The organism is Streptomyces sp. NBC_00370 (genome assembly GCF_036084755.1).
Taxonomy (GTDB): Bacteria; Actinomycetota; Actinomycetes; order Streptomycetales; family Streptomycetaceae; genus Streptomyces.
This window is the reverse complement of sequence record NZ_CP107968.1, coordinates 7,690,995-7,704,331: the sequence shown is the minus strand read 5'-3', so window position 1 is coordinate 7,704,331 and position 13,337 is coordinate 7,690,995. Positions and strand designations below refer to the sequence as shown.

Genomic DNA, 13,337 nt, shown 5'->3' with positions numbered 1-13,337 from the left:
GAGTTGTGACCTCTTGGCCTCCGACGTTTCCGCCTATGTCTCGGACCTCGCCCCCGGACGAGGCGCGCTGCGCCCGGCGCGCTCGTGGCTGCACTCCGACGCCCCCTCCCGCTCACTGAACGGGCAGTGGAGTTTCCGGCTGTCGAAGTCGGCGCCGGGTGACGGGGATTTCGCGGCGACGGGCTTCGACGACAGCGGCTGGGACGCCATCCCGGTGCCCGCGCACTGGGTGCTCCAGGGTGACGGGGCCTACGGCCGGCCGATCTACACGAACGTACAGTTCCCGTTCCCGATCGACCCGCCGTACGTGCCGGACGAGAACCCGACCGGCGACTACCGCCGCCACTTCGACCTGCCCGAGGACTGGTCGGGGGCCGAACGCGTCGTGCTGCGGTTCGACGGTGTCGAGTCGCTGTTCAAGGTGTGGGTGAACGGGGACGAGATCGGCAGCGCGAGCGGCAGCCGGCTCGCCCACGAATTCGACGTCACACCCTCGGTCCGTCCGGGCGACAACGTCGTCGCCGTACGGGTGCATCAGTGGTCGGCGGCCAGCTATCTCGAAGACCAGGACCAGTGGTGGCTGCCGGGCATCTTCCGCGACGTCACGCTGATCGCCCGGCCGGCCGCGGGCATCGAGGACCTCTGGCTGCGCGCCGGGTTCGACGCGGGACACGGCCGGATCGAGCCGGAGATCACCGCCGACCCCGCGGCGTTCCCCGTCACGCTGCGCGCCCCTGAACTCGGCGTCGAGCAGGTCTGGTCGACGGCGGCCGATGTGGCGCCGGTCGACATCGCCGGTGTGGAACCCTGGTCGGCCGAACGGCCGCGCCTGTACGACGTCACGGTGTCGTCGGCGGCGGAGACCGTCACCGCACGTGTGGGTTTCCGTACGGTCGAGATCCGCGGCGACCAGTTCCTGGTCAACGGCAGCCGTGTGGTGTTCAACGGGATGAACCGCCACGAGACCCACCCGGAGCGTGGCCGTGTCTTCGACGAGGAGCACGCCCGCGAAGACCTGGCCCGGATGAAGCGGTTCAACGTCAACGCGATCCGCACCAGCCACTATCCGCCGCATCCACGGCTGCTCGACCTCGCCGACGAACTCGGGTTCTGGGTCGTCCTCGAATGCGATCTGGAGACACACGGCTTCGACACGGTCGGCTGGTCCGGCAATCCGAGCGACGACGTGGCCTGGCGTGCGGCGTATCTGGACCGTGTCGAGCGCACCGTCGAACGCGACAAGAACCACCCCAGCATCGTGATGTGGTCGCTCGGCAACGAGGCGGGCACCGGCAGCAATCTCGCCGCGATGTCGGCGTGGGTCCACGCACGCGACACCGGACGGCCCGTGCACTACGAGGGCGACTACGCCGGCGAGTACGCCGACGTCTACTCCCGGATGTACTCCTCCGTGCCGGAGACCGAACAGATCGGCACCGACGGCTCGCGCACACCGCTGCTGGGCTGCACTCCGGCGCAGGGCGCCCGGCAGCGCACCAAGCCGTTCCTGCTCTGCGAGTACGCGCACGCGATGGGCAACGGACCGGGGGCGCTGGACGACTACCAGGCGCTCGTGCACACGTACCCACGGCTGCACGGCGGTTTCGTCTGGGAGTGGCGCGACCACGGCATCCTGGCGAAGGCCCCGGACGGTACGCCGTACTACGCGTACGGCGGTGACTTCGACGAGGTCGTGCACGACGGCAACTTCGTCATGGACGGCATGGTGCTGAGCGACGACGTCCCGACGCCCGGCCTGCACGAGTACAAGGCGGTCGTCCAGCCGATCCGCTTCGCCTTCGACGGCGACGACATCGTCCTGACCAATCTGCGGCATTCGGCCGACACGGCCGATCTGCGGTTCCGGTGGCGGGTGGAGCACGACGGCGCGCTCGTCGACTCCGGGGAACTGCCGGTCCCCGCCGTCGCCGCGGGCGGGTCGGCGCGGGTGCCGCTGCCCCCGATATCCGTGGCGGACGAGGCGGAGACCTGGCTGACGGTCGACGCGGTACTGGCGGTCGGCGCCGCCTGGGCTGACGAGGGCCATGTGCTGGCGACCGCTCAGCTCGACCTGTCAACGCGGCTTCCCGTCAACGGTGTTCGTCCCGAAACCGAGTGGCGGCGCAGCGACGGCACGCTGACGCTCGGCATCGCGGAGTTCGTGAACGGCTCGCTCGTACGTCTCGCCGGACGCCCGGTGGCGGGGCCGCGTCTTGAGCTGTTCCGGGCCCCCACCGACAACGACGAAGGCACGTCGGGCGAGGTCGAGGAGAGCGACGCCGGTGTGGCCGGGGTCTCCAACGCCGAGCTGTGGCGCGCCGAAGGGCTGGACAGGCTGACAACCCGCCTGGTGTCCGTGGAGCGCACCGCGCGGGCCCTGCGGACCGTCGCGAAGGTCTCGGCGGCGAACTCCGCCTCGTCCGTCGTCGTGGAGTCGCTCTGGTCGCTCGACGGCGAAGGACTCGAACTCCGCGTGGACATAGAGCCGTCGGGCGGCTGGTCGACGGTGTGGCCGCGCATCGGGATCCGGTTCGAGCTGCCGGACGGCGCGGCCCCCGTGGACGGCGCCGAGTGGTTCGGGCTCGGCCCGTACGAGTCGTACCCCGACAGCATCCGCGCGGCCCGCACCGGCCGCTTCTCCGCCTCGGTCCGCGAGCTCTCGGTGGACTACGCGCGCCCCCAGGAGACGGGCCACCGCTCGCAGGTGCGCCGGCTCGCACTGACCAGCAAGGGACGTACGGTGCTACGCGTCGCGACGCTCCCGGACAGCCGGGGACGCCGCCCGGGCTTCACCCTCAGCCGCCACACGCCGCAGCAGATCGCCCAGGCCGACCACCCGTTCGAGCTGCCCGTCTCGACGGCGAGCCAGCTGACCCTCGACGCGGCCCAGCACGGACTCGGTTCACGCGCGTGCGGCCCGGACGTACGACCGGAGTTCGCGCTGCGCCCCGAGTCCCGCACGATCAGGCTCCGTATCTCCGAGGGCTGAGCCGCGGGGGGCACGGAACCAAAAGCGTCCCGGGCCGGACGGCCCTGAGGCAGACCGGTCCGGGACAGTGTGACGGTGCTCAGCCCTTCGTCATCGGAAGGAGCGGTGCGGTTTCGGCAGGGTCACGCGGGACGGGCCGTGCCAGGTCCGCTCTGTGGAGAAGAGCGGGTCGGCCGCGCGCCCGGTGACCACCGGCAGGGTGATTCCGCTGCCCGCCAGGTCGACGCTGATCCGGGCACCGGTGGCCCGGTCGCTCTGGATGTCGGTGTCGGTGCCGACGAGCACCAGCGCGAGCCGGTGTCCGGCCTTGAAGACGTAGTCCTGCGGGAGGGTGTCCCAGCGGACCGGCGTGGCGACGCCCGGTTCCACCGGGGTCGGGTGGCTGAGCGAACGACGGTTCTGGGCGTCGATGTAGCCGCGCGCCACCACGTTGACGTCGGACGTCACCGTGTCGGTGACCACCTGCTTGTAGCAGGCGTCGTCCAGCGCCGTGCTCTCACCGTTGCAGTCCTCGGTGGTGAGGGTCTTCACCCCTTCCCTGCCGTCCAGGTAGTTGACCCGGGTGTCGGTGCCGTAGTCGACGAGGAGCGCGCCGAGGTTCGCCGTCGGCTTGTCCAGCTTGACCTTGAGGCTCACCTTCGGCGTACCGGACACCCTGGTGTCGCGCGTCAGCGGCGGTGTCGTGTAGGCGAGGCGGTACGGTGCGGCGGCCGTCGGGTCGCTCACCACCGTGGCCTCGTCCTGCCCGGTGTCGGTGTAGGTGGCGGTGCCCCTGGCCGCTGCGAGACCGAGCCCGCCGTCCGCCTGCGGACGCAGGGTGACCGGCTCGGCCTGCGGCGCCGGCCAGTCGGACTGGGTGGCCCAGGTGTCGGGACCGACCTCCAGGTCCACCCGCGGCTTCTTCATGATGTCGTTGGGTATGCGCCACAGCCAGTGGTCGAACCACTGGTGCAGGGTGTCCACCCAGGCGTCGCGCCGGTAGTCGAACGGGTCGACATGGCCGTACTGGGACAGCCACACCTTGCGCGGGACGCCCTGCTCGGCCAGCCCCGACCACCACGTGGAGAACTGGTTGGGCTTGACGTTGAGGTCGTTGAGACCCTGCGTGGCGAACACGGACGCGTGCACCTTGCTCACGTCGCCGATGGTTCCGCTGCGGTAATCCCGTTCTTTCCAGAAGGCGTTGTAGTCGCCGGTCGTGTCGTCCTGGCCTGTCAGCAGCTCCTGCTGCACCGCGGCGCACTTGGCGGGCGGATCGGTGTCGACGGTGTCGGCGAGGCCGTCCTCCTGGTGCCGGGAGAACAGGGTGCCGCTCATGCGGCTGTAGTCGTACCAGGAGCTGATCGCCGAGATCGGCACGATCGTCTCCAGGCCCTTCACCCCGGTCGCGGCGACGCCGTTGGCCAGCGTGCCGTCGTAGGACTTGCCGATCATGCCGGTACGGCCGGTCGTCCAGCTCGCCTTGACCCGCTTGCCCTGCGCGTCGTACGCCGTGGCGCGGCCGTTCAGCCAGTCCACGACGGCCTTGCCGCCGAGCACGTCGGAGGCGCCGCCCGAGGTCGGGCAGCCGTCGGACTTCGTCGTCCCGTCCATGTCGACGTTCAGCACGGCGTAGCCGCGCGGCACGAAGTAATTGTCGTAGTACAGCGGTGACTTGGTCTGGACCCCGGCGGCATCGTAGGTCTTGCGCTCCGACTCGTTGCCGCGGCCGAGATTGTCGTAGTACGGGCTCTCGTCCATGATGACGGGGACCTTGAGCCCCCGGTCGCTCTCCCTGGGGCGGACGATGTCCACCCTGATCAGGTCCTTCTTGCCGTCGCCGTCGGAGTCGACGGTCGACTGCACCCGGACGTACTCCCTGATGGCGTCCTGGTACGAGAAGACGGGCTGTGTCCCGTCGGCGGTGACCTTGATGGAAGGTTTCTGCGCCGCATGGGCGGCGGCAGGCATCCCGGCCGCCGCGAGGGCGGCCGTGACGGCGAGCGAGACGAGAGCTCTTCGGTGTGATGGGATCCGCATGCACTACCTCCTGGGGGGTTACGCGCGCAATCTCCCGCAGACGATCACTCATCCACAAGCGACATTCACGCCACTCATGGGGATTGACCTCCGCGAACCGCGAGGTAGGCTTACCTAAGTTTTCTACCGGTGAACTCGTAAGCGTTAACGTCAATCAACGCGTGAACCTTCAGCCTGCGACAACGGCTCGGGGTAAGCGTGGACGACGCTGAGTTGACCGTGGCTGCCCCGGCCGGGAATGGATCCGCCCGGTGGTACGGCACATACCCGAAGAGATACCCGAAGAGCAGCTGCCCCGGCGCCGATCGCCCTTCTCCCGCCGGGTGCGGGGTCTCGCGATGGACACCGCCCCCTTGCAGATCGCGTCGTTCCGGCGGCTGTGGACGTCCACGGTCGTCACCTCGGTCGGCAGCCAACTCACCGCCGTCGCCGTCCCCTTGCAGATCTACGACGACACGCACTCGTCGGTCTGGGTGGGGGTGTCCGGCGTGGTGGCCCTGGTGCCGCTGGTGGTGTTCGCGCTGTGGGGCGGCGCCATCGCCGACATGATGGACCGGCGCAAACTGCTGCTCATCAGCAACTGCGGCATCGCCGCCACCTCGCTGCTGTTCTGGGCGCAGGCAGCGGCGGGACTCCACTCGGTGTGGGTCCTGATGGTCCTGCTCGGCCTCCAGCAAGGCCTGTTCGGGATCAACTCGCCCACCCGGACGGCCTCGGTCGCCCGGCTCGTACCGCCCGAGCAGCTGCCGTCGGCGACGGCGCTGATCTCCACCGTGACCCAACTCGGCCAGATCGTGGGACCGATGCTGGCCGGTGTGCTGGTGCCGGTGGTCGGCCTGTCGAGTCTGTATCTGTGCGACACGATCGCGCTGTGCGCGACGCTCTGGGCGGTGTGGCAGCTGCCCCCGCTGCCACCGCTGGGCGGCGTGGTCCGGCGGGCCGGGCTGCGGGACGTGGTCGAGGGGTTCCGGTATCTGTCGACGCAGCGGCTGCTGCTGGTGTCGTTCCTGGCCGATGTGATCGCGATGGTGTTCGGGATGCCGCGCGCGCTGTTCCCGCAGATGGCGCAGGTCGACTTCGGCGATCCGCCGGGCGGCGGATACGCGCTCGGCGTGCTCTACGCGGCGATTCCGGCCGGCGCCCTGCTGGGCGGTCTGCTGTCCGGCACGTTCGCCCGGGTACGACGGCACGGGGCGATGGTGGTGGGCGCCGTGTGCGCCTGGGGCCTCGCGGTGGCCGTGTTCGGTCTTTCCGGGCCGCTGTGGCTGGCGGCGGTCGCCCTGGCCGTGGCGGGCGCCGCCGACATGGTCTCGATGGTCTTCCGCGGCTCCATCCTGCAGCTGGCGGCGACGGACGAGATGCGTGGCCGGATGCAGGGGGTGTTCACCGTGGTCGTCGCGGGCGGTCCTCGGCTGGCGGACGCCCTGCACGGCGTGACCGGCTCGTCGATCGGCCCCCGCGCGACCGTGACGGGCGGGGGGCTGCTGGTCGTGCTGGCCATGCTCGCGATGGCCTTGGCCGTACCGGCGTTCTGGCGCTACCGCCTGGCGACGACACCGACGGAACAGACCCTGGAGAAGTGACGGGGCAGCGCCAAAGGGTTGGATGAGAAAGATGAGAAGGCTGGGTTTGCAAACCTGACTTTGGAAGTCTAACCTTCCAAAGTGTGACTGAGGCAGAGAAGTCCGCCGGCGAGAGCGCCGCGGTCCGCGGGACGGCGACACGACTACGCGTCTCCCTGGGGGCGTTCAGGCGCCGGGTCCACGAGGCCGCGACCGAGGGTGACCTGACAGGTCCGGAGCTGACGGCCGTTTCGCGGCTGGACCGAGGGGGCCCTTCGACCATCGCCGAGCTGGCCAGACGCGAGCAGATCAGCCCGCAGGCGATGGGCGCGACGGTCGCAGGGCTCGAACGGCGCGGTCTGGTCGTACGCGAGCCGGACGCCAACGACGGACGCCGTTCGATCCTCACGCTCACACCGGCAGGCCGGACCGCGATCCGGTCGGGTCGCAGCGCGATCGTCGACAAGATGGTCGTCGCGCTGGACGAGTCGTTCACCCGCGAGGAGATCGCCGCCCTCGACGAGGCCGCGCTGTTGATCGAGCGGCTCGCCGATCTCCTCTGACCGCCCCGCCGACCTGCGTCCCTCCAGCCTCTCCTATCCCGTGGAGTTGTGATGTCCCCCGCCCGTCCCCCGGCCACTCCAGCACAGGCGCCCGCGGACGCCGCGCCCTGGGGTGACCACCCGTTCTCCCGGAGATTCACCAGCCCGCTGTTCATCGGCTCGGCGCTCAACCCGGTCAACAGCTCCCTCATCGCGACCGCCCTGGTGCCCATCGCCCACGGGCTCGGCGTGTCGATCGGGCAGACGACGGCGCTGGTCACCGCGCTCTACCTGGCGAGCGCCATCGCCCAGCCCACCGCGGGCAAGGCCGCCGAGGTGTTCGGGCCACGGCGGGTGTTCCTGGCCGGCATCGTGCTCGTCGCGGTGGGCGGTCTGGTGGGCGGCTTCGCCCAGAATCTGCTCACCCTGCTGGTCAGCCGGGTGCTGATCGGGCTCGGCACGTCGTGCGCGTATCCGACGGCGATGCTGCTCATCCGCCGCCGCGCCCACGACGCAGGGCTCGACCAGCCGCCCGGCGGTGTGCTGGGCGGGCTGCAGATCGCCGGTATCGCCACCGCCTCCCTCGGGCTGCCGGTCGGCGGGGTCCTGGTCGGCGCCTTCGGCTGGCGCTCGGTCTTCTTCGTCAATGTGCCCGTCGCGTTGATCGCACTCGTCGCGACGCTGGCCTGGGTGTCGCCCGACGGACCGCTCGACCGCTCGCGCAGCGCCCGTACCGTCGCCTCCAACCTCGATGTGACCGGGATAGGGGGTTTCGCGGCCGCGATGATCGCGCTGCTGCTGTTCCTCTTCGAACTGCCGACCGCGCACTGGTATCTGCTGGCTGTCTCGGTCGTGCTGTGGATGGCGCTCGTGGCCTGGGAGCTGCGCGCCCGCACCCCGTTCCTCGACATCCGGCTGCTCGCCGGAAATCTGCCACTGACCAGGACGTATCTGCGCTACGGGCTGGTGCTGCTCTGTGTCTACGTCGTGCTCTACGGCATCACGCAGTGGGTGGAGACCGTGCGCGGTCTGTCCGAGACGGCGTCCGGTCTGCTGCTCCTGCCCATGACGCTGGTCTCCGGGCTGGTGATCTACCCGTTCTCCCGGCGCAATCTGGTCCGGAGCCCCGTCATCATCGCGTCCCTGACGTGTCTGGTCGCCTCCGCCGGTGTGCTGATGCTCAGCGCGTCGGCCTGGATCGGCTGGATCGTCGTCATCACGCTCGTCTTCGGCGTGGCGATGGGCGCGGGCGCGGCGGGCAACCAGACCGCCCTCTACGCCCAGGCCCCGGCGGAGCAGCTCGGCACCGCCTCCGGGCTGCTGCGCACCTTCGGTTACGTCGGCTCGATCGCCTCGTCGGCCATCACCGGCATCGTCTTCCACACCCATGTCACGGACGGCGGTGTCCATCTCATCGGCTGGATCATGATCGGCGTCAGTCTCGTGCTGGTCGCGATGACCGTGACCGACCGCAAGCTGGGGTCCGTGCGCAGCAAGGGGTGACGAAAGCCGCGGCTACGGTCAACGCGCCCGCCGGAATCAGCTCATCAGCACGATCTTCCCTCGGGCATGGCGGGTCTCGCTCAGTTCGTGCGCTGCCGCCGCCTCCGCGAGCGGGAACGCCGCGGCGACCGGCACCCGCAGCCGGCCCTCACCGGCGAGCGTGACGGCGAGCGCGAGCCCGTGCACCGCCAGCGGGTCGGCGCCCGCTCCGACGGCCTTGCCCGTCTCGTCGGCCGGCGCTCCGTGCGACATGTGGACGCCGTGGGCCGCCGCGTCCATGTCGGCGATCGTCACCACGCGCGCGGTGTCGCCCGCGATGGCGACGAGGTCCGGCAGCGCGCCTCCGGCGCAGTCGAAGACGGCGTCGACCCCGGCCGGTGCCAGCGCGCCGACCCGGGCGGCGAGCCCCGTCCCGTACGTCGTCGGCTCGGCGCCGAGGGAGCGCAGGAAGTCGTGGTTGTGCGCGCTCGCCGTACCGATGACGGTGGCGCCACGGGCGACGGCGAGCTGGACGGCGACGGTGCCGACCCCACCGGCCGCCGCCTGTACGAGCAGGGTCTGTCCGGCGCGGACGGCGAGCCGGTCGAGGACCCGGGTGGACGTCTCGACGGCGCCGGCGGCGCCACCCGCCTCTTCCCAGCTCCACCCGGCCGGTTTGGGCGCCCAGCCGGTCAGGACCGCGAACTCGGCGTTGGCGCCGCGGGTGGCCGCACCGACCATGCCGAACACCTCGTCGCCCTCATCCACCCCCGCGACACCGTCGCCGACCTCGTCCACGACACCTGCGGCGTCGAAGCCGGTCCTGAAGGGGAACGTGACCGGTACGACGTCGCGCAGGGCCCCGGAGCGGATCCGCATCTCTCCTGGTGAGACGCCCGACGCCCGGACGGCGATCCTGATCTCACCCGGCCCCGCGTGCGGCTGCGGCACCTCGGCGACGTACACCACACTGGGCGGCCCGTACTCGGCGAACTCGATTGCTCTCATGCGCCGGACCGTAACGGAACACCCCGTCCGTTTGACTAAAGTGAGAGCGGTGACGACGCAAGTGATAACGCATCTCCGCTCCGACGCCCGCGACAACCGCGAGCGCATCCTCGCGGTCGCACGCGCGGCGTTCGCCGCCGAGGGTCTGGACGTACCGATCCGGGAGATCGCCCGGCGTGCCGAGGTGGGTGTCGCGACCGTCTACCGGCACTTCCAGACCAAGGAGGCGCTGCTGGCCGAGGCGTTCGAGGAGCAGTTGGCCTCCTGCTCCGCCGTCGTGGCGGAGGGGGTGGCGGCGGACGATCCGTGGCGCGGGTTCTGTCTGGTGATCGAGCGGCTGATGGAGATGCACGCCCTCGACCGGGGCTTCGCCCGCGCGTTCACCTCGCAGTATCCCGGCGCCGCGGACTTCGCCGCCGACCGTGACCGCACCCTGCGGCTGCTGCTCGAACTGGTACGGCGGGCGAAGGAAGCGGGCCCGCTGCGGGACGACTTCGTCCTGGAGGACATCAGCCTGGCGCTGATGGCGAACGAGGGCATCCGCGCCGAGACCCCGGAGCTGCGGGTGGCGGCCTCGCGCCGCTTCGCGGCCCTGATGCTCCAGTCGTTCCAGGCGAACCCGGTCCGTACGCCGCTTCCGCCCGCGGTCCGGCTGCCGCTCTCCCGGCGATAGCGGTCCAGCGGCAGCGGTCGGGCAGTCCGGGCGTACGGCGCCGGGTGCGCCGCGAAGTCACACCGTCACGCGGCGGATGGTGGCGAAGCCGCCCGCCAGCATCAGGGCGACGACGACGGCGAGCACGCCGGTGAAGCCGGTCGCGGTGAGCGCGGTGAAGAAGTGGCCGATGCCCGTCCAGCCGTGCACCCACGTCGCGACGACCGCGGCGAGGGCCAGCGCGCCGAGCTGCGCCCCGCCGAAGATCATGGTGCCGGTCAGCCCCGCGCGGCGGTGGATCAGGCCGTACCACATCCCCCAGAGGAACAGGAGGGCGAACGCGGTCGCCGCGGTGAGCCACGACTGGTACCACGCGCCGTCGAGCAGGTACGGGACGCGGAAGTACGCCATGTGCATCCCCCAGCCGCCGGTCGCGCGCTCGGCGATCTGGCCGACGGCGACGGCGAACCCGAAGCACACGGCCAGCGCGAGGGCCAGCGAGGAGACGCCGAGGAAGTAAACGCGGCGGCTCACCCCGAGGGCGACGGCGAACGGCAGTGCGCGGGCGGCCGACTGCACGCCGGCGGAGAACATCACGACGAAGACGGCCGCCAGTCCGCCGACCCAGCGGTGGTCCGAGTCGCCCGCCGGGGTGAGTCCCAGGATCACCACGTCGAGGACGAAGCCGAAGACCGCCCAGCCCCAGGGCATGACGAGATAGGTGACACGGTCGAGGAGCAGATAGCGGACGACGGCGCCGACCGGGGTGGGACGCATCAGGATGCCCTCGCTGTCGTGAGGTCGGACGGGTCGTGGCCCTCGGCCGCGTAGACCGCGAGCTGTTGCAGGGTGACGTCCTCCAGGCGCAGCCGCAGATGGTCGGCGAGTTCCCGGTCGCGTGCGTCGAGCCTGCCGACCATCACGGCCCTGGTCTGCGCGCCCATCGTGCGGCGGCTCACCGTCGTACGGCCCGCGACGAACCGCTCGACGCCGCCGACCGGTCCTGTGACGGTCGTGGCGGTGCCGCGCAGGTCGTCGGCCGGCGCGTCGAGGACGAGCCGGCCGTGGTCGAGGACCAGGACCCTGTCCAGGAGTTCGGCGGCCTCGTCGACGAGATGGGTGGAGAGCACGATGCACCGTGGGTGGGCCGTGTAGTCGGCCAGCAACTGGTCGTAGAAGAAGCCGCGTGCGACCGCGTCCAGACCGGCGTACGGCTCGTCGAACAGGGTGAGTTCGGCTCGGGCCGCCAGTCCGACGATGATGCCGAGCGCGGTCCGCATACCGCGCGACAGCTTCTTGACCGGCCGGGCGGGCGGCAGTTCGTACGCGTCCAGCAGGGTGCCGGCCAGACCGGCGTCCCAGTTCGGGTACAACAGCGCTCCGGCCGCGACGACTTGACGGACCTTCAGGTCGGGATAGGTCTGGTCCTCCCTGATGAGGATCATCCGGCGCAGCACCGCGTCGTTCTCCAACGGCCGGGCCCCGAAGACATGCACCCGCCCGGCGGAGGTCAGCTCCTGGCCGGCCAGGATGCGCAGCAGTGTGGTCTTGCCCGCACCGTTGCGGCCCACGAGTCCCGCGATGCACGGTGTGTCGAGTGCGAAGGTGACATCGGTCAGCGCCTGGTGACCGCGATAGTGGCGATCGACCCCGGTGACCGAGACGGCCGGCGTCATACCTCTCCCCCCGTGACCGCCTCGGCCGAGGTCACCTCGGCCGAGGCCAGTTCCTCGCGCACGAGACCGAGCAGTTCGTCCGCCCCGATCCCGAGCCGCCCCGCCTCGACCACCATCGGCCGTACGTACCGGTCGGTGAAGCGGCGGCGCCGGGCGTGCACCAGCCGGCCCCGCGCGCCTTCCGCGACGAACATGCCGACGCCCCGCCGCTTCTCCACCAGTCCGTCGTCCAGGAGCTGGGTGAGGCTGCGCGCAGCCGTGGCCGGGTTGACCCGGTAGAACGACGCGAGTTCGTTGCTGGACGCGACCCGTTCACCCTCGCCCACGGTGCCGTCGGCGATCTGGTTCGCCAACTCGGCGGCGATCTGGGCAAAGATCGGCCCGCCGTCGTCAAGAAGTGACATCTTCCCTCCTTTACCTAACTGGTTCCCTACCCTACTAGGGAACCAGATTGGCGGGCAAGCCCGCGGAGGACGGTTCGCCACGCTGGTGCCGGCTCGTAGCAGCGGGGAGATCGCCGATACCGCCTAGGTCCTGTCCGGTCGATCTTCGCGGATCAGCCCGCGGCGTCCGGTGCGGTGCATCGCAAGGCGGAGGATCATCCCCGTACTGGTTGTACGGGGATCGGTCCGACAACGCGGCGAGGTGCCGTGCCAGGCGGTGCGGGCCCGCGAAGATCGACCGGACAGGGCCTAGGCTCGGGCGCGCGCCCCGACGAGCCACCACCTACGGAGACGGTCATGACCAGCATCGCCATCATCGGAGCAGGACGCGGTCTCGGAGCCGCCGTCGCACGGCAGTTCGGCCGCGAGGGCTTCGGCGTCGCGCTGATCTCCCGTACGCGGGACCATGTGGACGCGCTCGCGGCCGACCTCGGAGCCGAGGGCCTGAACGCGCGCGGCTTCGCCGCCGATGTGCGCGATCCGGCCGCCCTCACGGCCGCCCTGGCGGACGCCGCATCGGCGCTGGGGCCGGTGGAAGTGCTCCAGTACAGCCCCCTGCCGCACCGGGACTTCATGAAGCCCGTCCTGGAGACCACCGCCGCCGATCTCCAGGGGCCCTTCGAATTCTCCGTCCAGGGCCCGGTGACGGCCGTACGGCAGGTGCTGCCCTGGATGCTGGCCGAGGGCCGTGGCACGATCCTCTTCGTGAACGGCGGCACCGCCGTACAGCCCCACTCCGAGCGGGCGGGTACCTCCGTCGCTTTCGCCGCCGAAAGCGCCTACGCGCAAATGTTGCACGAGACGCTGACCGACAGGCGGGTGCATGTCGCGCAGCTGATCATCCCGGGCGCGATCACCGCCGGGGATCCGAGGAAGGACCCCGGCGTGCTCGCCGGAACCCTGTGGACCATGCATCGCGAGCGCACCGGCTTCCGCCACTTCGCCGAGCCCATGGATGCCTGAG

General features: G+C 70.7%; 11 protein-coding genes. 6 read left to right on the top strand and 5 right to left on the bottom strand.

The features are described from left to right. The first annotated feature begins 13 nt into the window (after nucleotides 1-13). Entirely contained in the window at nucleotides 14-2,989 is a 2,976-nt protein-coding gene (locus OHS57_RS34145) for a glycoside hydrolase family 2 TIM barrel-domain containing protein (protein WP_328584436.1), read from the top strand. A 90-nt stretch (nucleotides 2,990-3,079) separates the two neighbouring features. Here OHS57_RS34145 and OHS57_RS34140 read toward each other — a convergent pair whose 3' ends face one another. Next, nucleotides 3,080-5,008 carry a Xaa-Pro dipeptidyl-peptidase gene (locus OHS57_RS34140; RefSeq protein ID WP_328584435.1) on the bottom strand — a complete coding sequence of 643 codons (1,929 nt, stop codon included), beginning with the start codon at nucleotides 5,006-5,008 and terminating at the stop codon, nucleotides 3,080-3,082. A 275-nt stretch (nucleotides 5,009-5,283) separates the two neighbouring features. On the opposite strand from OHS57_RS34140, the gene OHS57_RS34135 reads away from it, so the two are divergent. The 3 genes from OHS57_RS34135 (at nucleotide 5,284) to OHS57_RS34125 (ending at nucleotide 8,615) form a co-directional block, all read left to right on the top strand. Beyond that, nucleotides 5,284-6,591: an MFS transporter gene (locus tag OHS57_RS34135; RefSeq protein WP_443043116.1), complete on the top strand. Its 1,308-nt coding sequence runs from the start codon at nucleotides 5,284-5,286 to the stop codon at nucleotides 6,589-6,591. A gap of 83 nt (nucleotides 6,592-6,674) precedes the next feature. Beyond that, complete coding sequence (locus OHS57_RS34130) at nucleotides 6,675-7,133, top strand: MarR family winged helix-turn-helix transcriptional regulator (protein WP_041994186.1); 459 nt, start codon at nucleotides 6,675-6,677, stop codon at nucleotides 7,131-7,133. A gap of 51 nt (nucleotides 7,134-7,184) precedes the next feature. Then, on the top strand, nucleotides 7,185-8,615 hold the full coding sequence (locus tag OHS57_RS34125) for an MFS transporter (RefSeq protein ID WP_041994183.1): 1,431 nt from the start codon (nucleotides 7,185-7,187) through the stop codon (nucleotides 8,613-8,615). A gap of 36 nt (nucleotides 8,616-8,651) precedes the next feature. On the opposite strand, the gene OHS57_RS34120 is transcribed toward OHS57_RS34125, so the two are convergent. Beyond that, nucleotides 8,652-9,602: an NADP-dependent oxidoreductase gene (locus OHS57_RS34120; RefSeq protein WP_328584434.1), complete on the bottom strand. Its 951-nt coding sequence runs from the start codon at nucleotides 9,600-9,602 to the stop codon at nucleotides 8,652-8,654. A 49-nt stretch (nucleotides 9,603-9,651) separates the two neighbouring features. Between OHS57_RS34120 and OHS57_RS34115 the strand changes: the two genes are divergently transcribed. Next, complete coding sequence (locus tag OHS57_RS34115) at nucleotides 9,652-10,275, top strand: TetR/AcrR family transcriptional regulator (protein WP_328584433.1); 624 nt, start codon at nucleotides 9,652-9,654, stop codon at nucleotides 10,273-10,275. Between the two features lie 57 nt (nucleotides 10,276-10,332). Here OHS57_RS34115 and OHS57_RS34110 read toward each other — a convergent pair whose 3' ends face one another. Genes OHS57_RS34110 through OHS57_RS34100 form a run of 3 tightly spaced genes read right to left on the bottom strand, consistent with a single transcriptional unit; the run spans nucleotide 10,333 to nucleotide 12,334 of the window. Then, nucleotides 10,333-11,031, bottom strand: coding sequence for a hypothetical protein (locus tag OHS57_RS34110; protein WP_328584432.1), 699 nt, complete (start codon nucleotides 11,029-11,031; stop codon nucleotides 10,333-10,335). Further along, the gene (locus OHS57_RS34105) at nucleotides 11,031-11,930 is read right to left on the bottom strand and encodes an ABC transporter ATP-binding protein (RefSeq protein ID WP_328584431.1); all 900 of its coding nucleotides are present in this window, start codon (nucleotides 11,928-11,930) and stop codon (nucleotides 11,031-11,033) included. The genes OHS57_RS34110 and OHS57_RS34105 overlap by 1 nt, the downstream gene beginning before the upstream one ends. Further along, nucleotides 11,927-12,334: a GntR family transcriptional regulator gene (locus tag OHS57_RS34100; protein ID WP_328584430.1), complete on the bottom strand. Its 408-nt coding sequence runs from the start codon at nucleotides 12,332-12,334 to the stop codon at nucleotides 11,927-11,929. Before OHS57_RS34100 ends, OHS57_RS34105 begins: the two co-directional genes overlap by 4 nt. A gap of 336 nt (nucleotides 12,335-12,670) precedes the next feature. Between OHS57_RS34100 and OHS57_RS34095 the strand changes: the two genes are divergently transcribed. Beyond that, entirely contained in the window at nucleotides 12,671-13,336 is a 666-nt protein-coding gene (locus OHS57_RS34095) for an SDR family NAD(P)-dependent oxidoreductase (RefSeq protein WP_328584429.1), read from the top strand. Nucleotide 13,337 lies beyond the last annotated feature (1 nt).

Bases quoted from the DNA above. Each gene is read 5' to 3' on its own strand.
- OHS57_RS34140 (WP_328584435.1), bottom strand. From the start codon at position 5,008: ATGCGGATCCCATCACACCGAAGAGCTCTCGTCTCGCTCGCCGTCACG.
- OHS57_RS34105 (WP_328584431.1), bottom strand. From the start codon at position 11,930: ATGACGCCGGCCGTCTCGGTCACCGGGGTCGATCGCCACTATCGCGGT.
- OHS57_RS34095 (WP_328584429.1), top strand. From the start codon at position 12,671: ATGACCAGCATCGCCATCATCGGAGCAGGACGCGGTCTCGGAGCCGCC.
- OHS57_RS34100 (WP_328584430.1), bottom strand. From the start codon at position 12,334: ATGTCACTTCTTGACGACGGCGGGCCGATCTTTGCCCAGATCGCCGCC.
- OHS57_RS34110 (WP_328584432.1), bottom strand. From the start codon at position 11,031: ATGCGTCCCACCCCGGTCGGCGCCGTCGTCCGCTATCTGCTCCTCGAC.
- OHS57_RS34120 (WP_328584434.1), bottom strand. From the start codon at position 9,602: ATGAGAGCAATCGAGTTCGCCGAGTACGGGCCGCCCAGTGTGGTGTAC.
- OHS57_RS34125 (WP_041994183.1), top strand. From the start codon at position 7,185: ATGTCCCCCGCCCGTCCCCCGGCCACTCCAGCACAGGCGCCCGCGGAC.